This window comes from Tatumella terrea, from assembly GCF_039523755.1.
In the GTDB taxonomy this organism is placed as follows: Bacteria; Pseudomonadota; Gammaproteobacteria; order Enterobacterales; family Enterobacteriaceae; genus Tatumella; species Tatumella terrea.
Map to the genome: position 1 here is coordinate 21,435 of NZ_BAAAFX010000012.1, position 24,543 is coordinate 45,977.

At 54.2% G+C, this 24,543-nt stretch carries 22 protein-coding genes and 1 pseudogene; 12 read left to right on the forward strand and 11 right to left on the reverse strand.

Annotated elements, in window-relative coordinates:
- Positions 1–17 precede the first annotated feature (17 nt).
- From oxlT to ABD035_RS07670, 3 genes are all read right to left on the reverse strand, one after another.
- Positions 18–1,289: an oxalate/formate MFS antiporter gene (gene oxlT / locus ABD035_RS07660; RefSeq protein WP_343869049.1), complete on the reverse strand. Its 1,272-nt coding sequence runs from the start codon at positions 1,287–1,289 to the stop codon at positions 18–20.
- Between the two features lie 291 nt (positions 1,290–1,580).
- A complete protein-coding gene (locus ABD035_RS07665) occupies positions 1,581–2,366 on the reverse strand; it encodes an ABC transporter ATP-binding protein (protein WP_212714901.1) in 786 nt (261 codons plus the stop codon).
- Positions 2,363–3,433, reverse strand: coding sequence for a FecCD family ABC transporter permease (locus ABD035_RS07670; protein ID WP_212714900.1), 1,071 nt, complete (start codon positions 3,431–3,433; stop codon positions 2,363–2,365). The genes ABD035_RS07665 and ABD035_RS07670 overlap by 4 nt, the downstream gene beginning before the upstream one ends.
- A 517-nt stretch (positions 3,434–3,950) precedes the next feature.
- Between ABD035_RS07670 and ABD035_RS07675 the strand changes: the two genes are divergently transcribed.
- The gene (locus ABD035_RS07675; RefSeq protein ID WP_343869232.1) at positions 3,951–5,015 is read left to right on the forward strand and encodes an ABC transporter substrate-binding protein; all 1,065 of its coding nucleotides are present in this window, start codon (positions 3,951–3,953) and stop codon (positions 5,013–5,015) included.
- Between the two features lie 54 nt (positions 5,016–5,069).
- Here the strand turns inward: ABD035_RS07675 and ABD035_RS07680 are convergent.
- A pseudogene (locus tag ABD035_RS07680) lies at positions 5,070–5,609 on the reverse strand (helix-turn-helix domain-containing protein); the annotation flags it as partial.
- A 100-nt stretch (positions 5,610–5,709) separates the two neighbouring features.
- Between ABD035_RS07680 and ABD035_RS07685 the strand changes: the two are divergent.
- Together ABD035_RS07685 and ABD035_RS07690 are read left to right on the forward strand one after the other, a co-directional pair.
- On the forward strand, positions 5,710–6,384 hold the full coding sequence (locus ABD035_RS07685; RefSeq protein WP_212714897.1) for an AzlC family ABC transporter permease: 675 nt from the start codon (positions 5,710–5,712) through the stop codon (positions 6,382–6,384).
- Positions 6,374–6,697, forward strand: a complete 324-nt coding sequence (locus tag ABD035_RS07690; protein ID WP_343869052.1) for an AzlD domain-containing protein — start codon at positions 6,374–6,376, stop codon at positions 6,695–6,697. The genes ABD035_RS07685 and ABD035_RS07690 overlap by 11 nt, the downstream gene beginning before the upstream one ends.
- A 26-nt stretch (positions 6,698–6,723) precedes the next feature.
- On the opposite strand, the gene ABD035_RS07695 is transcribed toward ABD035_RS07690, so the two are convergent.
- The 5 genes from ABD035_RS07695 to ABD035_RS07715 all read right to left on the reverse strand — a co-directional run bounded on the left by ABD035_RS07695 (position 6,724) and on the right by ABD035_RS07715 (position 11,272).
- Positions 6,724–7,500, reverse strand: a complete 777-nt coding sequence (locus ABD035_RS07695; RefSeq protein ID WP_343869054.1) for a D-glutamate cyclase family protein — start codon at positions 7,498–7,500, stop codon at positions 6,724–6,726.
- Positions 7,497–8,825, reverse strand: a complete 1,329-nt coding sequence (locus ABD035_RS07700; RefSeq protein ID WP_343869056.1) for an MFS transporter — start codon at positions 8,823–8,825, stop codon at positions 7,497–7,499. The genes ABD035_RS07695 and ABD035_RS07700 overlap by 4 nt, the downstream gene beginning before the upstream one ends.
- A 304-nt stretch (positions 8,826–9,129) precedes the next feature.
- Positions 9,130–10,068 carry a 5-oxoprolinase subunit C family protein gene (locus ABD035_RS07705; protein WP_343869057.1) on the reverse strand — a complete coding sequence of 313 codons (939 nt, stop codon included), beginning with the start codon at positions 10,066–10,068 and terminating at the stop codon, positions 9,130–9,132.
- On the reverse strand, positions 10,058–10,786 hold the full coding sequence (gene pxpB / locus ABD035_RS07710; RefSeq protein WP_343869058.1) for a 5-oxoprolinase subunit PxpB: 729 nt from the start codon (positions 10,784–10,786) through the stop codon (positions 10,058–10,060). The genes ABD035_RS07705 and pxpB overlap by 11 nt, the downstream gene beginning before the upstream one ends.
- A 60-nt stretch (positions 10,787–10,846) precedes the next feature.
- Entirely contained in the window at positions 10,847–11,272 is a 426-nt protein-coding gene (locus ABD035_RS07715) for a VOC family protein (RefSeq protein ID WP_343869059.1), read from the reverse strand.
- A 122-nt stretch (positions 11,273–11,394) separates the two neighbouring features.
- Between ABD035_RS07715 and ABD035_RS07720 the strand changes: the two genes are divergently transcribed.
- Positions 11,395–12,297, forward strand: a complete 903-nt coding sequence (locus ABD035_RS07720) for a LysR family transcriptional regulator (RefSeq protein WP_343869061.1) — start codon at positions 11,395–11,397, stop codon at positions 12,295–12,297.
- Here the strand turns inward: ABD035_RS07720 and ABD035_RS07725 are convergent.
- Entirely contained in the window at positions 12,286–13,194 is a 909-nt protein-coding gene (locus tag ABD035_RS07725; protein ID WP_343869063.1) for a LysR family transcriptional regulator, read from the reverse strand. The two genes, ABD035_RS07720 and ABD035_RS07725, sit on opposite strands and share 12 nt — an antisense overlap.
- Before the next feature lie 417 nt (positions 13,195–13,611).
- On the opposite strand from ABD035_RS07725, the gene ABD035_RS07730 reads away from it, so the two are divergent.
- The 7 genes from ABD035_RS07730 to ABD035_RS07760 all read left to right on the forward strand — a co-directional run bounded on the left by ABD035_RS07730 (position 13,612) and on the right by ABD035_RS07760 (position 21,848).
- The gene (locus ABD035_RS07730) at positions 13,612–14,295 is read left to right on the forward strand and encodes a nucleoside recognition domain-containing protein (protein WP_212714894.1); all 684 of its coding nucleotides are present in this window, start codon (positions 13,612–13,614) and stop codon (positions 14,293–14,295) included.
- A complete protein-coding gene (locus ABD035_RS07735) occupies positions 14,288–14,755 on the forward strand; it encodes a YjiG family protein (RefSeq protein ID WP_025904112.1) in 468 nt (155 codons plus the stop codon). The genes ABD035_RS07730 and ABD035_RS07735 overlap by 8 nt, the downstream gene beginning before the upstream one ends.
- Before the next feature lie 63 nt (positions 14,756–14,818).
- The gene (locus ABD035_RS07740) at positions 14,819–15,925 is read left to right on the forward strand and encodes an amidohydrolase (protein ID WP_212714893.1); all 1,107 of its coding nucleotides are present in this window, start codon (positions 14,819–14,821) and stop codon (positions 15,923–15,925) included.
- 145 nt (positions 15,926–16,070) lie between these two features.
- Positions 16,071–17,411, forward strand: coding sequence for a glycoside hydrolase family 28 protein (locus ABD035_RS07745; protein ID WP_343869068.1), 1,341 nt, complete (start codon positions 16,071–16,073; stop codon positions 17,409–17,411).
- 280 nt (positions 17,412–17,691) lie between these two features.
- The gene (locus ABD035_RS07750) at positions 17,692–18,303 is read left to right on the forward strand and encodes a methylthioribulose 1-phosphate dehydratase (protein WP_212714891.1); all 612 of its coding nucleotides are present in this window, start codon (positions 17,692–17,694) and stop codon (positions 18,301–18,303) included.
- A 51-nt stretch (positions 18,304–18,354) separates the two neighbouring features.
- Complete coding sequence (locus ABD035_RS07755; protein ID WP_343869071.1) at positions 18,355–20,670, forward strand: molybdopterin-dependent oxidoreductase; 2,316 nt, start codon at positions 18,355–18,357, stop codon at positions 20,668–20,670.
- Between the two features lie 386 nt (positions 20,671–21,056).
- Positions 21,057–21,848: an N-formylglutamate amidohydrolase gene (locus tag ABD035_RS07760; protein WP_343869073.1), complete on the forward strand. Its 792-nt coding sequence runs from the start codon at positions 21,057–21,059 to the stop codon at positions 21,846–21,848.
- 3 nt (positions 21,849–21,851) lie between these two features.
- Here the strand turns inward: ABD035_RS07760 and ABD035_RS07765 are convergent, their stop codons facing one another.
- Positions 21,852–23,150 carry an MFS transporter gene (locus ABD035_RS07765; RefSeq protein WP_343869075.1) on the reverse strand — a complete coding sequence of 433 codons (1,299 nt, stop codon included), beginning with the start codon at positions 23,148–23,150 and terminating at the stop codon, positions 21,852–21,854.
- A gap of 170 nt (positions 23,151–23,320) precedes the next feature.
- On the opposite strand from ABD035_RS07765, the gene ABD035_RS07770 reads away from it, so the two are divergent.
- Complete coding sequence (locus ABD035_RS07770; protein WP_343869077.1) at positions 23,321–24,256, forward strand: LysR substrate-binding domain-containing protein; 936 nt, start codon at positions 23,321–23,323, stop codon at positions 24,254–24,256.
- Positions 24,257–24,543: the final 287 nt, after the last annotated feature.

Here is a 24,543-nt window from a genome sequence, read left to right on the forward strand (position 1 = left end):
CCCTGCCGCCGGCCAGGCTACCCCTGATGCCGGCGGAGAAAACGCTGACGGACGGGCCGCAATACCAGCAACGCCAGGAATGCGGTGATGATATCCAGAGCTATCGCACTCCCGAAAACCGGCAACCAGCTATGGGTATGCTGATGAAGTAAGGCGGCCAGTGGCCCCCCTGCGACAGAACCAATCCCCTGAGACATATACAGGCAGCCATAATTCGTCGTGCTATGTCGGGTGCCGAAAGTATCCGTCAGCGTCGCCGGGAACAGGGAAAAGATTTCTCCCCAGCCCAGAAAAACCACGCCGGAGAGTAACACAAACAGCACAGCATCCTGCCGGCAGAGCAGCCAGAGCGTCATTGCCACCGCCTCAAGCGCAAAGGCGATAAACATCGTTTGTTCCCGGCCAAATTTATCAGAAATAAAGCCAAACAGCGGACGGGTCAGACCATTGGTAAACCTGTCGAGGGTCAGTGCGAGGGGCAGTGCTGCCATCCCGAAAACAACGACCTGACTGACACCGAAATCACGGGAGAAGATGGCCATCTGCGAGGTCACCATCAGGCCGGACGTCGCCATAAACGTCATCATGCAGAACATCAGCCAGAAAAGCGGCTGGCGCAGCATTTCCGGCGCCGTAAACTGTTTCTGCCCTTGCACGGCGGGGTGTGCGGCTTCGGTGCTACCGCTGGCCGGCGGATGTTTCAGGCCCTGACTGGCCAGAAAACCGACCACAGCAAACATCAGGCCAAACACGGTCAGGGTAAAATTAAGCCCCCGGGTATCCAGCAGATGCGAGACGGGAAACGTTGTGACAATCGCCCCCATCCCGTAGCCTGCCGCAACAATACCGGCCGCAAACCCCCGTTGCGACGGAAACCACTGCACCACCAGGCCAACGACACCCACATAGACAATGCCGGTCCCCAGGCCGCCCAGCCCTCCGTAGACCAGATAGAGCATAGCCAGTTGATGCACCTGCGCACTCAATACCCAGCTTAATCCGGATAACAGAGTACCGAGCGCAATCAGCCGTCTGGCACCAAAATAGTCGATCAGCTTGCCCTGAAAAGGGGAAAAGAAAGTCTGTAAGATGATCAGCAGCGAGAAAGTCACCTGCAACTCAGGCAGCCCGACCGAAAATTGCGCCATCATGGGTTTGGTCAGCAACGTCCAGACATACTGCGGGCTGGAAATCGCTGCCATACACAGCAGTCCGTAGCCCAGTTGCTTCCACTTTTCGTGGGTGGCCGCCCCCGCAACCCCGGCTAACTCAGAAGTATCAACGCTCATGGCACTCTCCGTCATTATTGTCATTATCCCCGTGAAATAAGCAATTTATGTGCCATCTGCTCTTGCTGAGGTGTCCGGCGGCAGAGAGATTCAGGCCCGCCAGAGAGACATCCGGGTGGCACGGACACAGGAAATGGCCCCCCCTCCTGCCCGGCAGCGACAAACAGGCCAGCCATCCGGTGTGCTTAAAGTGAAGGGAACAATTCAGGAGGAGATAACACAGAGTCAGACAGGAAAAGAATTGAGAGTGAGTCCTGAAGGCGGATAGCCGGCGGCTATCCGCAATAACGATTACAGGCCGCCGCTGACCAGGCCATCGATATGCACCTGGGGCACCCCCTGAGAACACAATTCGATGCGCCCGCGAACACCATAGACCTCGGCCAGGCTTTCCGGGGTAATCACCTCCGCCGGCGCACCGCTGGCCACAATCCGTCCGGACTTCATCATCACCACATGATCACTGTGACGCAGGGCAATATTAATATCATGCAGAACAACCACCGTAACCATATTACGCGCCCGGGTCTCTTTACTGACCAGACTCATCACATGGTACTGATAATTGAGATCCAGGGCGCTGAGCGGCTCATCGAGTAACAGCAGGGACGGATTACGCACCAGTGACTGGGCCAGCCCGACCATCTGTTTCTGGCCGCCGGATAACTCATCCATATATCTGAGTGCCAGCGACGCAATCCCGACCTGATCCAGTAACTGCAGGATACGTTCCGGCGAGACATCCGCCCCCTGCTGGCCCGTGGCTCTGGCCGATACCAGCACAGATTCCAGGACCTGCAAATGGACTCCGGAGGGCAGGCTCTGCGGCAGATAGACGACTTTTTCGCCGCGTTCTGCCAGGGATAACCGGTTGATATTTTGATTATCCAGCCAGATCTCACCCTGCGCCCGGTTTAAACCGGCCAGGGCGCGCAGCAAAGTAGACTTACCACAGCCATTCGGCCCCAGTAATACCGTCACCTTACCCCGGGGAATGGCGGCCAGTGACATCTCACTGATCACCGGATGCCGGCGATAACCGGTAGTTAACCCCTTGATACTGAGGGAATCACTCATAAGTTCCCCCGGTGACGCAGAATGATAACGATAAAGAAAGGCACGCCCACCAGCGAGGTGATAATACCGATCGGGATAATGACGCCGGGGACAATATTTTTCGATACCACGGAGGCCAGGGATAACACCAGGGCACCAATCAGACCACTGGCGGGCAGATAAAAACGGTGATCCTCGCCGACCAGTTGCCGGGCGATATGCGGTGCCACCAGGCCGATAAAGCCGATAGGTCCGACAAAGGCCACCGCCAGCGCAGACGCCAGGCTGATGCGGATCAATGACGACATCCGCAGACGGGCAACATCAATACCAAAACTGGCCGCCCTGTCTTCACCCAGACGTAGCGCGGTCAGTTGCCAGGCACTCTTCAGGGCCCAGGGAAGCAATATCACTATGGCTGCAGCCAGGATCCCCAGTTTCGGCCAGGAAGCGCGTCCCAGGCTACCCATGGTCCAGAAGACCAGCGATTGCAGGGTATCTTCACTGGCGATAAATTGCATCATGGCGACCAGCGCATTAAAGGTAAACACCAGGGCAATCCCGAACAGCACCACGGTAGTGCGTGTATTCACTGTGCGGCGGCTGACCAGATTCAGAATAAATGCTGTCAGAATGGCAAAAATAAACGCATTTCCGGTCACCAGCCAGGTGCCTGGGATCCCGGGAATACCCACCCCCAGCACCAGTGCCAGTGCAGCCCCGAACGAGGCGGCGGAGGAAACGCCCAGCGTAAAAGGACTGGCCAGCGGGTTATTGAGGATGGTCTGCATCTCACTTCCTGCCATTCCCAGGGCAAAACCAACCACCACGGCCATCAGGGTGAAAGGCAGACGGATATCCCAGACGATCACCCGGGTCGCCGCATCGACACCGGCAGGATGTACCAGTGCACGTAACAGCGTCATCAGGTCAAAGTGCGCCGGTCCGATAGTAAAGTCGAGGATGACACTGCAGCAGATTGCCATGACTAAAACCAACAATAACACGACACGTTTACGGATCAGTTTCCGATATTCGGCACCGATACCCCCACGTTCACGGGTAACAGATTCTGTCACTGTACTCATTAATCCTATTTCCACGTTCCGGAACTAACGACATTGTTTTGTGCGGCTTATTCATTCACCGTATCGGGATTACGGCGGTAAACCTGTAAAGCCTGGCAGTCAGCCTGCTCTGGACCACCCGCGACAAAATATAATAATAATCATTCCGAATGATACCGCGAAACCGAATGAATACAACGTCAAACAGTTTACACAACATGAATAGCCGCAATAAAAAACCTGTTTTTGCCGCCCTCCCGGGCCAGAAAAACCCGCACCGGAAACATCTCCCGGCAGATAGTTACTCCCGGTAACATACCGCAGATACCTGCCGCTAAAATTATAGTTAATAATTATTATGATATAGATTCTCATTCAATCACCTCCCCGGCCCTGTTATTTTCTGCGTACCCCATGGCAACGAGGGAGAAACAATTCAGGAAAGCTAATGAATAACGCGATCAAACGCCGTCATACTCTCATACGCTATGCCCGCCAGTGTGTCACCGCCGCGGTGTGTTTCTCCCCGCTGGCCGCGATGGCGACGGATTACCCGCTGACCGTACAGGATATGGATCACCAGACTGTGGTGATCAGTCATGAACCGAAACGCATTATTCTGCAGGATGGCCGCGATATTATGGCGCTGGCCCTGCTCGACCGGGCAGACCCGTTCGCGCGGGTCATTAGCTGGAATAATCTGATCAAAAAGCAGGATGGCCAGGAGTGGGCGGTTCTGAAAGGAAAGTGGCCTCAGGCGGCAGCTATCCCGGATATGGGGTTCTCAGACCAGGGGGAAGTGAATACTGAAACCGTGATCTCCAGCCACCCGGACCTGCTGATTGCCCAGTTGCGGGCCAAACCGGCACTGGAACAAACCGGGGTTCTGAAACGTTTCCGGGAATTGCATATCCCTGTGCTGTTCCTGGATTATGAACTCCACCCGATTCAGGATACGGTGCCCAGCATCACGTTACTGGGGAAAGTCCTCAACAAAGAGAGTAATGCCAAAGCCTTTACTGATTTTTATACCGAGCACCTGAACCGGATTGAGTCCGTGGTCAGCAAAGCACCGAAAAAGCCGCTGGTCTTCATCGAACCTATCGCCGGTAATTCAGATAACTGCTGCTTCACCCACGGCACCAATGGCTGGGGCGGATTAGTGGCTGCCGCAGGCGGGATTAATATCGGCTCAGAGTTGATGAAAGGGGCATCAGGCTTTATTAATCCTGAAAAAATCATCGCGATGCGTCCTGACTGGTACCTGATGACCGGTTCAAAACGCGGCGCGGCAGGGAACCCGGTATTGCCGTTCGGTTACAATACCCAAATCACACAGATCAAAGCCAGCTTTGACAATCTGTTAAAACGTACCGCTGTCGCGACGATCCCTGCGGTCTCTGAAGGGCATGTCGGCGGAGTGTATCATCATTTCTACAACCATCCGTGGAATATTATCGGGGTTGAGATCCTGGCACACTGGTTCTATCCGCAGCAGTTTGCTTCGCTGGATCCGACCGCCGATTACCACTATATCGTGACCCATTTCACGCAGTTACCGAATGATCCGGTCAATCTGAGTTATTCACCGGTCAGTCAGTAATCCCTGCCACGGGAAGCCCGTATCGGGCTTCCCTGCCCGGACATCCGCCCGATGTTCCGCCACCAGCAAGGCTTCGGTATCTTTTTCCAGCGCACGGAAAATATGCGGCAGATCCCCCGGGTAACACAGGTAGTCACCTTCATTCAGCTCCACCGGATTATCCGCCAGTCCGACTAATGCCCGCCCGCGTACCAGAATAATATGTTCAACCGACCCCGGCAGATGTGGCTCTGACAGCCTGTCCTTGCCCGGCTGAACCTGCAGGGTATAAATATCGCGTCTGGCCCCGGGCGGACAATTGGCCAGCAGGATCGCCTGGTAACTTGCCTGTCCGGAATCGACGGCCATCCCTTCTCCCTTTCGCAATAACCGGATAGCCGTACCGCCGTCTTCCAGTAACCGGGCAAACGGCATATCCAGTGCCATGCATAAGGCCCAGAGTGTTTCCAGGCTGGGATTACCGGTGCCGGATTCCAGCTGAGACAGTGTGGACTTGGCAATTCCGGCTCTGCGGGCCACTTCAGCCAGTGACAGACCGGATCTCTGCCGTTCCTGGCACAGATTCCGCGAAATAATCGTGATAGGGGGTGTCATATCGCCTCACCGTTCGTTATAACGAACGAAACGTTCTTGTTGAAAAACACTGACCGTGTGTTCATTATAGTGTACTAACGTTCATTTTAACGGTATCCCTATGCTGACTCCACTCTATTCCGCCTTACCCCGTGATGTTGTTAAAGCTATTTTCCTGGTCTGTCTGGCTGATGGTGTGGTGGCAGTCTCTTATGGTTCACTGGCAGGCAGCCTCGGGTTCCCGGTATGGGTACCTTTAGCGCTTTCCATGATCGTCATGGCGGGCGCGTCTGAATTTATCTTTATCGGTATCGTGGCCGCCGGAGGGAGTCCTCTGGCGGCAGCGGCGGCCGGCTTGCTGGTGAATGCCCGCCATATTCCGTTTGGTATTGCCGTCAGTGATTTGACCGGACGCGGATGGCGGGGTATTGCCGGCAGCCATATGATGAATGATGAAAGTGTCGTATTCGGGTTATCGCGTCCGGATAAACGTCAGCAACGAGCCGCCTACTGGCTGTGTGGTACAGGTATCGCCCTCTGCTGGCCCGCAGGTGTACTGGGAGGATCCCTGATGGGCAAACTTCTGCCGGACCCGTCAGTGATCGGTTTAGACAGCGTCTTTCCGGCCATTATGCTGGCGCTGGTGATCCCATCGCTGAAGAAAAAAGTGACCCGGAAGCGTGCCGGTTCCGGTGCCCTGCTGGCGCTGGCCACGGTTCCCTGGCTGCCTGCCGGCTTACCGGTACTGGTCTCGCTCGCCGGGCTGATGATGGGAGGCAGAAAAAATGAACAGTAGTCCGGCGCTTTTGGGGAGCATTCTCTTACTTGGGGTGGGCACCTTTCTGATGCGCTATATCAGTAGCCGTCTTGGACATCGGTGGGTACTCCCGGAACCGTGGCAACAGCGCTTATCCGACGCCGCCACCACCTTATTGTTCTCTGTGGCGGTGATTGCCACCTTTTATCATGATAACCATTTCGCAGGCTTTGCCCGTACAGGCGGCGTCGCGGTGGCGCTGCTCCTCACACTGCGCCGGACCCCGCTAATTGTGGTTATCCTGTCGGCAGCGGCAGTGACCGCCCTTCTGCGTCTGGCGGGGATCCCCTGAGCTGTGGTAACGGGGTCCTCTGTGGATTAAGTCTGCTGCAGGGAGAAAAAATCAACATTATCATCCAATACCAGCATATGACCCGGATAATGGCTGCACATCCATTCAAGCTTCAGGGGAGGTAACACTATCTGCGGTGTCACCCCGCATGCCCAGAATACCGGGACATATCCTGCTTCAAGGCCGGGATAAACGCCAAAGTCAGGCTGGCTGAGATCAGTAATACCAATATCTTCAGGCGATCCATAATGTACAGGCATACCATGGCCGGAAGCATAACGTGCTGTCACTGCCGTTGCAGTGGCTATCTTTGAATGATGGATAGGACGCATACTGACGGCCATCGGGCCACCGATACTTCCGGCTTGTATACAAGGAATGTTTGAAATATAGACTGCCGGCGCTTCATGACTCACCGGGATGCCGGCTCGCCGCAACGGACCATCGAAGGTATGGCTGCATCCCAGCAAAAAAGCCACCGCATTCTCATGCCAGTGCTGTTGCAAATCATAAGGTTCAGCCACTAAAGATCCCGCTTTCCAGATACGGTAACGGGGAAGCATCGTGCGCACATCCACCAGGGTATGACCAACCTGAAGCTGGTATTCTCCGGGTTCACCGACTGCCAGTAGCGGACACACTTTAGGATTACGAACGCAAAACAATAGAAAATCCCACGCCAGGTCGCGGGAAACGATCACCAGATTGGCCTGCTGAAGATCATCCAGTATGCCGGATGTTGGTTTACACCACTCTCCCCTCACGGCCATCTGTCGTAATTCTGATGCAGTAGATGGAATCATTGAGAAAGCTCCTGTTGGTGTGTATCACGCATCCGTAAGAGTACCCATAATCCCGGCACAGCCGCACATGCCATGAAAATTCCCGGCATAAAGAGCCAGCCTGTTTTTTCAATTAAGGCGGTGACCAGATAAGGGGTAATCCCGCCACCAACGATTGCGCCAAGATTAATACTTAACGCCATGGCGCTGTAGCGCACCCTGGTAGGGAACTGCTCTGCATAAGTGGGATAACCGACGGATTGCACAATAGGCATCGGTAAACTGGCGATAAACATCGCAACACATGCCAGCCAGTAATTATGGTGACCCATAAGTGACATCATCGGTAGTACCAGTACAACATAGCCAAGGAAGCCGATTTTAAGGACTTTGCTGCGCCCCAGCTTATCCGACAACGCTCCCCAAAAAGGCATCATCACCGCCATCGAAAGACTGATAAACGCCATCAGCCAGAAGACATGCTGTTTGTCATAACCCAGCCAGGTGGTCAGATAAATATTCATAAAAACAATACCAATCCAGTACCCTGCATTTTGTCCAAAAGTCAGCACAATCACGCGGAATAATGAATGACGATGTTCACGTATCATGGTAATAAACGGCGTATGCTGAGGTTTTTTCCCGCGGGTAAACGCTTTGAATTCAGGAGTTTCCTCTAACTGATGTCGTAAAAGTGCAGACAGGATCACCAGAGGGATCGTCAGAAGAAACGGGATCCGCCAGCCCCAGGCTTTTAACTGACTGCTGTCGACAAGATGTAGCATCCAGCCGCAAACAAATGCCGCTAATGCTCCTCCGAGCGCGACGCCAACCGGCGTAAAGGCACCATAAAACCCTCGTTTACCTGTCGGCGAAGATTCCGCGACAAATGCCGCGGCCCCGACAATTTCTGCACCGGCAAAAAAACCCTGGGCCAGCCGAAGCAGAACCAGCAATAGCGGGGCCGCCAGCCCTGCCGCTGCGGCATCAGGTAATAAACCGACGGCGGCCGTTGATCCCCCCATGCCCAGCACCGTTAATAACAAAATTTTTCTGCGTCCGACCCGATCGCCCAGACGCCCCAGTAGTATTCCGCCCAAAGGACGGATAAAAAAGGCACTGCCGAAAACCGCAAGAACCGACAGTAAAGCCGCGGCAGGCGTGGTTCCGGGAAAGAAGAGCGGCCCGATGACCGCAGCCATAAATCCATATATGCCAAATTCATAGTATTCAATCGCAGTACCGGTCATGGCGGCCAGAGCAGCACGACGCGCCAGTAAATGCCGGGGATCATTCCTGGTATGTAGAGAAGCCAGCGCGAATTCTGGTTCAGTTTCATATGACATGATGTTGCCTCACAGGTGAATGAATGACAGAACTGCCTAAAATCACGAGTTCTTTTTATAGTGAGTGTTTATGAAGCAACTTAAATACCAGTTTTCTGACTGATAGAAATTATTCGCCAGTCATTCAACTGCATTAAAATAAATACGCATTATCAGACGTTAATAAGATTAATTATCATTATAGTACTCATCCCCTCCCGAAGGAGGGTAAGAATGGGATACCAGGAGTTAAACAGAGAAATAAAGGGAGACAGCTATTTTCACCAAAATGATCCGCACTCCCTGTCAGAGGGCAAGGAGATTATTATGCCGTCGGGGAAATTTTTTTCAGCCACCACTGACGCTGTGCAGAATATAACTGCGCGTTATACAAGGAGATTTCATTAAACGTAAATTCGGCCCCGGGGAGTGCCTGAGCGAGATAAGGCATATCCACCGAGGCTATATGCGCAATTTTAGGATAACCGCCGGTCGTCTGACTATCAGCCATCAGAATAATCGGCTTTCCTCCGGCAGGTAATTGTACCGTTCCCCGGCTTACCGCTTCAGAATAGATCTCTGTCGTAGAAGATAAGGCTAAGGGTTCACCCTCCAGACGATACCCCATCCGGTCCGAGTGCTGACTTAAAACAAATATCTGATGGGTAAACTGATGCTTTTCTCTATCCGTTAATAAGTTCCAATGTTTTCCTGGAATAAATCTCAGCACCTGTCGATGCGCAGGGAAAATATCTGGCATACCAAAAGGTAAACGTAAATTGCTGGTATTATGTAGTGGCCAGTTAAAGGCTAACACATCTCCTTTTTTCAGCCTTCGTCCATAATGACCACCAAACCCTGCTCCCTGACTGGTACTCTGACTCCCCATGACTTCCGGTGCAGAAAATCCGCCTTTGATAGCCAGGTAACATCTGGCCCCATTGCGGTGGGAACCAAAACTCAGGATAGCCCCGGCAGGAACCGTCAGCGGACATAACATGGCGACAGGCTTATCATCAATACAGGGAGAAAAATCCGCACCACTAAGAACGATGACGGCACGGCGTAAAAAGCGGATCTTTGCCCCCTGTAAGGTCATCTCCAGCGTTGCCGGATCCCCCTGATTCCCTGCCAGTGCGTTCGCTAAACGATGTGAAAAAAGATCCATTGAACCACAGACCGGCACACCTAAGTGCTGCCAGTGATAACGACCACTGTCCTGTAAGGAACTCGCCAGCCCCGGATGCAAAATCTCAATCGCCATTACGGTTCTCCGAATACATTGTGTCGAACTGCTGACGGGTAATTTCTGAGAACCTTACGATGTCCCCGGCCTGTAACAGACAAGGTGATGCTGTTTGTGGGGTAAACATTTTTAAGGGTGTACAGCCAATCAGATTCCAGCCACCGGGACTTTGCTGGGGATAGATAACACTCTGACGGTTTGCGATGCCAATCGACCCCATCATCACGCTCAGTCGTGGAGTCTTTTTACGGGGCAGAGTGAAACAAGGGTCAAGTAAGCCCAGATACGGGTGACCGGGTAAAAAACCGAGCATCATAACATCCACGGGCCGGGCCTGATGACGATCGATCACCTCACGTTCAGTTAACTGACAGTATTCAGCAATCTCGGTCAGGTCCGGTGCAAATTCAGGGTGGTAGCACACGGGGATCACCACTTCACGTGGCTGATACTTCCCTGCCGATTGCCAGCTATTAAGCAGAGCCTCCAGCCGGTTAACCAGCTGACTATAAGGTGACAGCTGACTATCCAGACGCCACATGATTTCAGGCTGATAATAGATACCAAGCGTCACGACGCCAGGAACGATATCGACCACGCCCTGAATTGACTGAGATGCCAGCCAGCGCGCCAGCTGCCCCGTCAGTTTCCACGGAGACTCGGGGACATCCAGGGTGATTACCACACAATCTTCCCCGGAAGGATCACAGCGCCAGCGTAATCCGGAATACGACATAAGGACTCCACAATCATGCCGGCTCGGGGGAGCCGGCATTTTTTCTGCTATACGTTATTATTATTTTGCAAATAGCTGAGACATGTCTTTGAAGGCTTTAAATTCTAATGCATTGCCACAAGGGTCCAGCAAGAACATCGTTGCCTGCTCACCCACCTGCCCCTGAAAGCGAATATAAGGCTCGATAACAAAACGGGTATTAAAATCGCGTAACCGGGCAGCCAGCGCTTCCCATTCATCCCAGCTCAGGATAATGCCGAAATGCGGCACCGGAACATCATGGCCGTCTACCGGATTTGTGTGTGCCGATGTCTGCGAGGCTGTCTGCGGATGCTCATGGATCACCAACTGATGGCCATAAAAATCGAAATCGACCCACTGGTCGCTGGAGCGTCCTTCGGCAAGGCCGAACGTCTCGCCATAAAAACGGCGGGCTGCCGCTAAATCATACACAGGGATTGCCAGGTGAAAAGGACTGAGTGCCATAGTGAAATCTCCGACATTACTGTTTTATCTGAGTGTCTCTGCATTCTTATTGATATATTTTTTGTTGAAAAGCGAATATTCTGAGTTTCAATCAACAATAATTTTGATGATTTCTGACACTAATGCTACGTGAGCTAAAAACCTTTATCGCTGTGACACAATACGGAACGTTTGCCGCAGCCGGACAACGGATCGGGCTGACACAGTCTGCCGTCAGTGCCCAGATGCGAATTCTGGAAAACGCGCTGGGGGTTCAGCTGTTTGATCGCTCAGGACGCAGCGTGGTGCTCAGCCCGGCAGGTCAGCGTATTCTGCCCATGGCTGAAGAGATGCTGGCAATCTTTGGCCGGATGTCACAGCCCGATACCCTCAGCGGATACCGCGGTACGGTAAAAATAGGGGCGATCTCTACCGTTCAGTCAGGACTGTTACCGGAAGTTCTGGTCGATCTCCGCCAGGTCGCACCGTTTCTGGAAACACGGCTGGTGCCCGGCGTCTCTTTTAATTTATTGTCGATGGTGGAAACCGGTGATGTCGACCTGGCAATCACCATTAAACCCCCTTTCAGCCTGCCGAAAGAACTTTACTGCGAAACTCTGTTACGCGAGCCGTACGTCTTAATTGTGCCCGAAGAGATTAAGGGTGACGATGTCAGGGGGTTATTGCGCGCGCATCCGTTTGTCCGCTACGACAGGACTTCTTTCGGCGGACGCCAGGTCAGTCAGTACCTGAGAGAACAGCGAATTGAACCACAGCAAACTCTGGAACTGGATGAGATTGAAGCCATTGTCAGAATGGTCGGACAGGGGCTGGGAGTCGCTCTGGTACCGCTGTCCGGCCAATGGCAGCACCAGCATGCACGGGTGCGGGTTATACCGCTGCACAACGACACGTTCTTTCGCGAGTTGATCATTGTGATGCGCCATGTGAACCGACGATCATCACTGCACAGAATGCTGACACAGTGCCTGACCGAAGGCGCAAAAAAGCAGCAAATAGCCGCTGCACATCCGTCAGCGACCTGATATTGCTTGGTCGTCATCAGACATTTCACTGAAATAGTTGCGTAATAACTGCCACAGATGATGTGCCGCCGGGGTAAAACGGCGATCTGAATTGCGCAGTAAGTGGCATTGCGTTTCATGCGCGACCGGGTTGTCTATCGGTATTGCGACCAGTTGTCCGGAGGAAATCATCGGCTCAGCCGCCCTGGCGGACATGCAGGCGATCCCCAGCCCCGCCGCACTAAGCTCCAGGGCGGTGGAAAAGAGATTACACCGGTAGGAAGGTGTAAATATCAGGCCACTGTTGCGGAACATGGTGTTCATATAGCGCTGTAACCCGAACTGATCCGTCAGGGCAATCAGCCGTTGTCCGGCAAGGGTTTCGATGGTCACACCAGGCTCACCGCTTAACGGATGATCCGGCGACATAACGGCACAGACCGGCCCCCAGCGAAAACTGTAGCGTTTAACCTCCGGGCTGCCGACAGGCCCGAAGGCCAGTGCCATATCGGTGTCACCATGGACCACAGCATTCAGCATCTCATGCATACTGGCCACGGTAATATCCACAAAAACCTGCGGATACGCCCCGGAAAAGGTCGTCATAATCTCACGGATAAAGGTGCTGACCAGCCCGCCACCGATGCGTACCGAAACACTTCCCCCTTTCATATGACGTAAGTCTTTCAGGTGCGCTTCCAGCTTATATCGCCGCTGGCGGCTCTCAAAGTAATCTTCGGCCAGTAAACGCCCCGCTTCGGTCAGAACGACAATCCGGCCACGCCGTTCCAGCAAGGGTAATTGTAATTCACGCTCAAGTTGCGAAATCTGGCGGCTGATCACCGAAGGATTCACTCCCAGGATATCGGCTGCGCGGCGGATCCCGCCCTGGACACCGACTTCGTACAAATAACTCATCGGTTTTTCATGAAACTTCTGCACCTCAAGCCCTGCCAACTGTTGACCAGAAAGCAACAATAACACCGATTACAGGACATTTATATTTTTATAATCCTTTACGATAATCGGATAAACCTGAGGTATCAGATATAAAAAAATAATTTTCTGAATATCCATCAGCAAAGCACCAGAAGAGTGCAACTGCACCAACATAAACAGTGAAAGATATTAATAACAGTGAATGTGTTCTGCTTTTTTATGTTATTTATAAATTCCATAAAATTTAATAAACAGCAGGCCACCGGCGTTTTTATGTCGCAGGTTTCATTCCGGCATAAAAATTGTTAATTATCTATTTTGTGGACAGACAAAATATTCACTCAGGTTCTCCGGCACCAGGGAAACTCATCACTAAAATAACTACAGAGAATAATTATGAGCGATAACAACATCAGCAACCAAAGTCAGGATAAGGACGAACATGCCCTGAAAGTGACGCCAGGCGCATGGATAGCCCTGATCGCCGTATTACTGGTATTTTCAGGGCTGTTTTTTAAAGTCAAAGATATGGCCTGGCTGGGAGCCTTTGACTTTACGACGCTCGGCGGGGCCTTCGGGACCCTGAAAGACGGGGGCGGAGGAACCTTCGTCGGCAGCGGCGGGTTCGGGGCGAAAGCCGGCTTTCTGTTTGCCCTGTCCTTAGTACCGACCGTGATGCTGGCGCTGGGACTACTGGAGATTTTTACCCATTACGGTGCTATTCGTGCCGCCCACCGGCTGTTAACGCCGTTACTGAAACCGCTGCTGGGATTACCCGGTTATACCGGGCTTGCATTAATCACAGATTTACAGAGTACCGATGCCGGGGCTGCCCTGAGTAAAGAACTCTATGACAGTAAAAAAATCACCCGCAAACATGTCGTGATTATGGGTTCCTGGCAATATTCCGGCGCCGGACTGATTAATAACTATTTTGCTATCGGCTCGGCATTATTTGCCTCCCTGACCACTCCGTTAATTGTGCCGTTATTATTAATGTTTGTCCTGAAATTTGTCGGGGCAGGTCTGGTCAGAGTCGCATTAAATACGGTCTACAGGAAGGATTTCATCAATGAGTAATCAGCTTAAAACCAGCGCCAATCCGTTCGATATTTTTGTTATCGGTGCCCGTAAAGGGTTCAATATTGCCATTAATAATCTGATGCCCAATGTGGTGATGGCCTATGTGATTGCGGAAATCCTGAACCTGCTCGGTATTATGCAGATGATTGGCCACCTCTGTGCCCCGCTGATGGGGATATTCGGTCTGCCGGGCGAAGCGATCACCGTCTTACTCACCGCATGGCTCTCATCCTCTGCAGGAACCGGCGTTGCGGTCAGTCTGCTGACGAAAGGGACACTGGACCCCGCTCAGGTCACTATTCTTATCCCCGCGATCTTTCTGATGGGGGCTCAGTTGCAGTATATGGGACGTTTACTGGGGGTGGCCGATGTACCGAAGAAGTACTGGCCGCTACTGATGCTGACCAGCATCGTCAATGCCGTTATCTCTATGCTGGTGATGCGTTTTATCGCCTGACACGCCTCATTATCACCACCGGCAGTCCGGATACTGCCGGTCAGCGAATCTCCGGAGTAAAGTATGTCACGTACCTTAGACCATTTTAATGTATTACATGAGATCCCCGAACTGGGCTTTGAAGAATTTAAAACCTCGGCGTATATCGCGTCTGCACTGGAAGCCGCCGGCTTTACTGTCACCCGCCAGATTAACGGGACCACGGGGATCATTGCCGAGCTGGACAGTGGACAACCGGGGCCGGTATTAGCGTTGCGGGCAGATATGGATGCCCTGGGCCATATTATCGATGGCCAGCATGTGGCCCGCCATACCTGCGGCCATGACGGACATTCCTCTGTCGTGCTGACCGCCGCAGAAGAAACACGCCGTGAGGGCCTGGTGAAAAAAGGCAAACTCAGGATCCTGTTCCAGCCCGCAGAAGAATTAGGGACCGGCGCCATTGCCATGGTGGAGGGAGGGGCTCTGGATAATGTGGATATGCTGCTGGGCTTCCATCTGCGTCCGATAGAGGAATGCCCGATGGGCCAGGCGGTTGCCGCGATGAATTACTCCGCATCAGCCACCATTGAGGCCGTATTTACCGGAAAAGCGGCCCATGCCGCCCGCCCGCATTTAGGCGTCAATGCACTGGATGCTGCCGTTCAGGCGGTGCAGGCCGTGAATTCGATCCATCTTTCTCCGTCACTCACGTTCAGCGCTAAAGCCACCCGCTTTATTGCCGATGCCGGGGTCACTAATTCTATCCCTTCTGAAGCCCGTGTCTGCTGGGATCTCCGTTCGGCGGAAAATGCCCCGATGGAGGAACTGAAACAAAAAGTGACTGCGGCCCTGCAAGGGAGTGCCGCAGCGCTGGGTGCCTCCGTCGATATTAAAATCCTCAAAGAGATGCCGGCGGCGATCATTGATGAAGAAGCCACGGCGGTGATCAGCCACGCCATCTGTCAGCAACTGGGGGAAGATGCCTTGTTACCGTCGAAAACCACCCCTGGCAGCGAAGATTTTTTCCATTACTTACGCCTCTGTCCGCAGGTGAAAGGCGGATTCTGGGGCCTCGGCGCTAATCTGGTACCGGGCCTGCATCATCCGGAAATGCATTTCGACCGGGATGCGCTGGCCATCGGGGTACGCATCTTCAAATCCTGTGTCCAACAGGTGCTTGGCGAATAATCTTTGTGGCCCCCGCCCGGGGGCCACAGATGTGTCGGCCTGAAAAATCTTCGTACATTCAGATACGTTAATCCTTCCACGACAGGCATCTTCGCCGTTAAAGATTGTTATGGTTTCTTTTTTTCGATGAATTCAGGAATGCCGTATGACATGTACTAAACAGACCTCGCGTTTACGGGGCTTACTTTTTTCCGTTCCGGCGCTGCTTTGCTCAGCCAGTGTGCTGGCGGCTGGTCATCAATGTGACCTGCCGCTCAGCGCAGGACAGGCACCGGTCACCGGCGCGCTTCAGCAGGCCATCGATAGGTGCAGTACTCAGGGCGGCGGAACGGTGACCCTGCCGGCGGGGGTATGGGTAAGCGGACCACTGATGCTGAAGAGTCATGTCACACTGCATCTGGCCGCCGGCAGCCGGTTAACCTCGACCGGTAATCCGGCCGATTTTACCGCGGCTTTTATCAGCCAGCCTTTGCAGCCCCGTGAAGCGCTGATTATCGCCACACATGTCCGGGACGTGGCGATCACCGGGCCCGGTACGGTGGATGGTCAGGGACAGCATGGCTGGTGGCCGATGGCGACGGATGCCCGTAACCATCTGAAACGCGGCGACACCCAATGGTTTGCCCGCCACTGGAAAGACGTTCCCCCGGCCAACGGCATGCCCCGCCCCTGGCTGATTGAATTTGACCACGTTCGCGACGGGAAACTGCAGAATGTGAACGTCATCAACTCACCGATGTGGAATGTGGTTTTACGCGACAGCCGGAATATCGTCATGAGCCACAGCACGGTCACTAATCCCCCGGATGCACCGAATACTGACGGAGTCGACGTGGTCTCCTCACAGAACGTTCAGCTGCGTGACCTGACGCTTTCTACGGGAGACGATGATATCTCGATCAAATCCGGACTGGCGACCACCGGAAAGGCCCCGGCCAGCCGGGATATCACCATTGAAGACTGTAATATCGGTAACGGCCACGGCATCTCCGTCGGCAGTGAGACGGCTAACGGTATCGGCGCTGTTACGGTAAGGAATATCCGCTTCCGGGGAACGGCTAACGGGATCCGTGTCAAATCCGGCCGTGATCGGGGTAGCGAGATCGGGCCACTGAGTGCAGAGAATATTGTGATGACCGGCGTCAAAGTGCCGCTGGTGATCACCGACAGCTATGGGGGTAATGGTGGCTACAGCCGGCAGAGTCTCAGTGCTATTTCACCTGAGCCGGTCAGTCGTTACACCCCGTTTATCCACGATATTTCCATTAACCACCTGAAAGCCAGCGGGGCCGGAATGGCAGGGATGATCAGCGGACTGCCGGAGGCACCGTTACAGAATATTTCCCTGAGGAATATCACTATTTCTTCTGTGCTCGGGATGCAAAGCCGTTATGTGCAGGGCACGCTGCACAATGTGAAAATCACCACAGATCAGCATCCGCTTACGTTGCAGCAGGGACCGGGAAGCCACTGGAAAAAGAGTTAAGACCGTCCGGGGCACATGCACCCCGCCCCTGCCCCTGTGGCCCCGCAAGGGGCCGTTCACACAATACGCCGGGGCTGTCCGATGACCGCCGGAAAAGGCCCCGTACAGAAGCGCGACCGGTATCGCTGGCCGCGGCTGAAATAATACTATCGTGGCGGCGGCAACCTCTTTCCTGCAGGGCTCGCCACAGAATTATTGCTCCCCTGCCGGCACAGTGTTAACATCCAGCCAGACGTTTAGATGGCTAAAAATAACTTATCCGTAATAGAAAGGAACCTGTATGTGGCAACAACGACTGACACAATTAGTAACCGCCTGCCATTGGATTGGCAGTAAAGGCTGGGCACCGGCCACCGGCGGTAATATGTCAGTCCGCGAGGATGAACAATGGTGCTGGCTGAGTGAATCCGGGCGCGATAAAGGCACCCTGACCACCGACGATTTTCTGAAAGTGAATATCGCTACCTTACAGGCACCTTCCGGCCGCACACCTTCGGCAGAAACCGGACTCCATACGCTGATTTACCGCCTGTTTCCGGAGGCCAATGCGGTGCTGCATGTGCATACCGTGAATGCGACGGTACTCTCACGCATCGAAAAAAATGTACAGCTGGCCTTATCCGGCTATGAGATGCAGAAGTCGCTGACCGGCCAGCAGAGCCATCTGGACACCGTACCCATCGCTATTTTTGAGAATGACCAGGATATCGCTGCCTTATCTGCACGTATAGAAGCCTATGCGGAGCAGCATCCGCTTCACTATGGCTTCCTGCTGCGGGGTCATGGCCTGACCTGTTGGGGGAAGGATGTCAGTGAAGCCCGACGCCATTTAGAAGGCCTGGAATTCCTGTTCGAATGCGAACTGAAACGCCGGCTTTATACCACCGAATAAGTTCCCTGCCACGCTGACAACATCGCCAAGCCATTGGTTAAGAAGATAATAATGAAAACTGAGCAGTTACTCACCTCCACCCATTGGGGGACTTACGAAGTCGAAACCTCCGGAGATAAGGTCACGGCGATGAAGCCCGTGCCCTGGGATAAAAACCCGTCGCGGATTGGTCAGTCGATGCCGGATGCCATTACCGGCAACACACGGATCCGTCGCCCGGCGGTCCGCCTCGGCTACCTGAAAAATGGCCCGGACTCCCGGGAAGGCCGGGGAAAAGAACCGTTCGTTGAAGTCAGCTGGGAAGAAGCCTTATCTCTGGTCGCCCGTGACATGCAGTCCGTGAAAACCCGTCATGGCAACGAAGCCATCTTCGGCGGCTCCTATGGCTGGGGAAGCGCCGGTCGTTTCCATCACGTACAGAGTCAGTTGCACCGTTTTCTGAAAGGTTTTGGCGGATATACTGCCAGCACCAATACCTATAGCAGTGCTGCCGGTGAGCGTATTCTGCCTCATATCATCGGCCCGCTCAGCCCGCTGCATAAAAAACATACCCATTTCTCCGTGCTGGCAGAACATTGTGAAGTCTTTGTCGCCATCGGCGGACTGCCGGTCAGAAACTCTCAGGTGAATGTCGGCGGTGCCAGTGATCACATGCTGAAGCACTGGCTGGAAACGATGCAGAATAACGGGGTGAAATTTATTAATGTCAGCCCGGTAAAAAATGATCTGAGTGCCGTCAGTAACGCCGAATGGCTGCCGGTCAGACCGGGTACCGATACGGCCCTGCTGCTGGCACTGTGCCAGACCTTAGTCAGTGAAAACCTGCATGATCAGGCATTTATCGACAGCCACACCGTCGGTTTCGGTCCGCTGCGCCGCTACCTGAGCGGCGAAACAGACGGGGTGGTCAAAAATGCCGCCTGGGCAGCCCCCATTACCGGACTGAGCACAGAACAAATTACCGGGCTTGCACGGACGCTGGCCAGCCATCGTAGTATGGTAAATATCTCCTGGTCTCTGCAGCGTTCCCGCCAGGGTGAACAGGCCTACTGGGCGACGGTGGCATTGACGGCCCTGCTGGGACAAATAGGCACACCGGGAGGCGGCCTGGCGTTCGGTTATGCCTGTACCAACCTGGCCGGGGCGGATCGTGTTGGTTTTTCCGGCCCCCGTTTACCGGCCGGCGAAAATAAGGTCAAAACCGAAATCCCGGTGGCGCGTATTTCTGACCTGTTACTGAACCCGGGCGGGGAATATCAGTTCGATGGTCAGGACTGCCGCTACCCGGATATTCGTCTGGTTTACTGGGCGGGAGGTAACGCCTTCCATCACCATCAGGATCTGAACCGTCTGGTCGACGCCTGGCGACGTCCGGAAACCGTTGTCGTGCACGAGCAGTACTGGACGGCGCAGGCGAAGTTTTCCGATATCGTGTTACCGGCCACCACCGTGCTGGAGCGTAATGATATCGGCAGCGGCAGTCATGATGGCTTTATGGTGGCCATGCGCCAGCATATTCCGCCGGTCAGTGAGGCGCGTGATGATTATGAGATTTTCAGCGGGCTGGCAGAGCGACTCGGGTTTGCGGAACAGTTTACAGAAAACCGCAATCCTGATCAGTGGCTGCGCCACATCTATGAAGAGTCCAGGCCCCGGGCAGAAGAAGATGGCATCACCCTGCCTGCATTTGATGATTTCTGGGAACAGGGAAAGCTGGAGTTTGATCGCCCATCTGAGCCACAGATTTTCTTAGCCGATTTCCGTGCCGACCCTGAAAAACATCCGCTGTCGACGCCGTCAGGAAAGATCGAACTTTACTCCGACACTATCGCCGCGTTCGGTTATCGCGAATGCCCGGGACATCCTTTCTGGGACCCGCAGGAAGAGCAATACCAGCGGGAACAGGCACAATGCTGGCCACTACATATGCTGTCCAGCCAGCCACGTTCCCGTCTGCACAGCCAGTATGATCACGGCAGCTTCAGCCGCAGTACCAAAGTCCGGGGACGTGAACCTCTCTGGATGCATCCGCAGGATGCCGCCGAACGCGGCATCACCGAAGGCTCGGTGGTCCGGGTCTTTAACCAGCGCGGTGCCATACTGGCCGGTGTCCATATCAGTGATCAGATCCTGGCGGGCGTGGTACAGATTTCCACCGGGGCCTGGTACGATCCACAGGATCCGTCAACGCCTGGCTCACTCGATAAACACGGTAACCCGAATGTACTGACCGAAGACCGTGGCAGTTCACGCCTCGGTCAGGGCTGCAGCGCTCAGAGCTGTAAAGTCGAAATTGAACGCTGGGAACAACCGTTGCCGGAAATTACCGCGTTTTCACCTCCGCCCTTTTGTGATCGAAGTGAATAACGGCTGACGTCAGGGTTCCGCTGCCACAGGCGGCAGCGGGTTTCCCGCCTATCCGGCCGGTGAACTGAAGCGCAGATACATCAGGCTTTCCCGGGCCTCTTTCGCCCTGGATACCGTCAGTAGCCCTGTCCGGTGTACTGAGCGCGTGGCAGGTATCGAATCAGGCCCCGGGGGCATAAGCGGGTTATTTTTATTTTATCCGTGCACGCCGTGGCCCTGTACCGTCCGGAACCGCGCCGGGAGGCGATGAATAGCGTCTGCGGTATTTCCTGCCAGCCGGGGAAAGGGGCGTGAACGTCGTCCGGGCCCGGCCGTTCTGACCATTATCCTCGGGCTGAGCGTGCCCGGTATTCTTTAAAATCAGTGCCTTCAGCAGGAGTGACCAGGTGTCAGATAAATTATTGTCTCCGGATGAACCCGCCCCGTTTACGGTACGTAACCGTGAAGGAACCTCCCCTTTTCTGCTGATCTGTGATCATGCAGGAAAACGCATTCCGCGCCGGCTCGGTACACTGGGGTTATCCCCTGCAGAGATTGATCGCCATATCGGCTGGGATATCGGCGCTCTGCCGGTCGCAGAGCAGTTAAGTGAGTTACTGGACGCCACCTTAATTTCCCAGACCTGGTCGCGGCTGGTGATTGACTGTAACCGGCCCCCCTCCGTCGTGAGTTCCATCCCGCTGGTTTCTGAGGCCACCGACATCCCGGGTAACCAGGGATTATCCGCAGCACAGAAACTGGCACGTCAGCAGGAGATCTTTACCCCTTACCATGACGAGATACGTCGGCTCCTGACGCAGCGTCGTCAGTGCGGACAGGCAACCTGTATTATCTCTGTGCACAGTTTCACACCGGTGTATCTGGACATACCGCGTCCCTGGCATATTGGCCTGCTTTATCACCGCCTGAAGGCCTATCCTCAGGCGTTTCTGTCACAGCTGCAGGCTCAGCATCGCTGGGAAGTGGGCGATAATCAGCCCTATTCCGTCTCCGATGAAACGGACTATGCAATACCGCAACATGCAGATAAAAATGGCTATCCGTCGGTCGGCATTGAGATCCGCCAGGACCTGATCGCTGAGGCAGAGGGTCAGACGGCCTGGGCTAAGGCGCTTGCGCCATTGCTTCAGGCCGCCTGGCAGAACTACCGCACAGAACATGACGGACTGTCAGCCTGAAAGTCAGGCTGAGGTTTCCGTCGGGGGCGTATTCAGGGCAGCCACCCCGCCGGCGAGCGCTACCCAGCCGATCAGATAAAATGCCTGCGGCCAGGCCGCAGGCAGGTCTCCTCCCCCGGTGATGACGTTGAGCATCGCTAATACGATAGCCCCGCCCGTGAACCGGCAGATCAGCATCACCCTGGCGGCCTGTTCCTGTGCGTTATCCGGGATCCTGCGGCCGCCGGTGCTGAATAACGCCGGACAGAGCAGGCCCTGGCCCAGGCTGCTGAGACATACGCCCGCGATAAACGTGACAGAAAGCGGCTGGTCGCAGGTCTCTCCGGCAAGAAAAAGTCCCGCGGCGCAGCAAAGGAATCCACCGGTCAGTAATGCGGAATGACGCATTCTGCCGGATAACAGGGTGTACACCTGACGGCCGGTGATGATCAGTAAGACAGCAATGCAGAGCAGGCCCGCTGAAGCACCGGGACTGAGACTTTGTTGTTGCCCGTAAAACGCCAGCAAATACCACTGGCTTCCTGCACTTCCCACGTAGCACAGGCGACTCAGCCATCCAACGCAAAAGGTAGCGTTATCGCGTAACGGACGGGGAAATAACGGGCGCGGTGACCATTTTTCGCGAACAAGGAAAAGCAGACAGAGAAGGGCCGTCATGCGGTTAATAATAAAATCAGGCTGGCCGGTACGGGCAAACCCGGTTAACGCCAGAAAGAGGCTACCCGCTGCAACACTTGCGATTAACGCTCCGGCGGGGAAAGTTCGCCCCGGGACCTTTTGCCACGGGTAATCATGACCCGCAGACCGGCAGATCACCCACAGGGCCGGCAGATTGAGGAGAAAGATAAGACGCCAGTCGATTTCACTGAACACGGCACCCAGCACCAGGCCAGCCACCAGACCCGTCATTGCCCCGCTGTCCGCAGAGACAGGTGCCTTGCTCCCGCTTTCTCCCCCGGACTCTCCCCCCTTCAGCGCCTGATGGATCAGCGCCATTCCCGTCCCCTGTAAGGCCCGTGCCGCGAGCATCCACACGCCATTAGCGGCTAACGCCCCCATGACAGAAGCCAGCAGAAAGATCCCCCTGCCGACGATAAATACCCGCCGGCTGCCGGTTCGGGCGCAAAGCACACCACCGATCAGTGACAGAACAGCAAAACAGAACCCGTAAACGGCGAGTACTGCCGGGGTCTGCTGCGGGGTCAGTGACAGTTGCTGAGCGATATGCGGCAGGGCGATGCACATCGCCGCATAATCCAGCGATACCAGCCTACGACTCAGCGTAGCGGGACTTCGCATCATAAAATCATGTCTTTCAGGCTGACAGGTGAGCCTTTTACTTCTCATGGTCATCTCCGCACCACAACAGATGAATTTTGTTCATGTGATAAAATACTGGATGACACGTTATCTCTTTCCTATATTGGGTGACAAAATCATATAATTCACCGAATGATGAGTTTAATTCATCTATGAAAACATCCCGTCTTCCGCCATTAACGTCACTCCGTGCTTTTGATGCCGTTGCCAGACACGAGAGTTTCAAACGTGCCGCGGAGGAGATCAGCGTGACACCGACCGCGATCAGCCACCAGATCCGCAGTCTTGAACAGTCACTGGAGTGCCGGTTATTTGAACGTTCTGCCAGAGGCGTCTCACTGACCCCGCAGGGCGTAACATTGTTCCGGGCTTCCGCCACCATCTTCAGCACATTACGCCAGGCAGTGAGTGAACTTACCCCGGCCTCTTCACCGGGAGCGCTCACGCTGAGTACCACCTCCAATTTTCTGACGCACTGGCTCATTCCCCGCTTACCGGAATTTCACCGGCAGTGCCCCGGCCTGAACCTGCATCTGCATACTGCCATTGATCTGGTCGATCCGGCCGGGGGGATCGCAGATTGCGCCATCCGTTATAGTCAGCAGGTCAATCCGGCACTGGACAACACTCTGCTCTGCAGGGACCGGTTTATCCTGGTGGCCAGCCCGCAACTGGCCATCCGTCGCGTGCAGGACCTGTTAAAACACACATTGTTTCATGTGGATAACCGGCATATTCCCCGTCCGTCACCCGACTGGCAGCACTGGAAAAATCGGTTCGGCCCTGAATCGCTGGATGTCTCCTCCGGCATTCATTTCAATGATGAGACCCATGCGATACAGGCAGCGATAGCCGGTCAGGGGGTACTGATCGCCAGTGAATTACTGGTCAGGGATGCCTTACAGAAGAAAATTCTGGTGTCACCAGCAGAACAGAGTCTGGAGGGAGGCTGCTATTATTTTGTGACCAGCGACAACAAAGCCGTCTGGCCGGAAGTCAGGCAACTCCGGCAATGGCTGCTCAGCCGGTTTGCGATAACTGACTCCGGCAGCCGGGATAACATGACACCCTGTAATGACCTGCTATAGTTAATCAGGCGATCAGGATCACTCCGTTTTAGCAGGGATACGCCGCGTAAACGGATCGGGCTGGCTGCAGGCAGCACAGTTGTCCTGCGCCGCCAGTTATATGGCAGTGATATATCCTTAATATTATACATATGACGGTATATCACTCCATTAATGAAGAAATATTCAGCAATTCCGGTCAGAAACTTGATATATATAGCGTCATTATACTAAGGTAAATATATGTCAATAAGCATTGACCTGATTTAAGCCCGCATCACTGGCTTCTTATAGCTTTCATTCCCTTC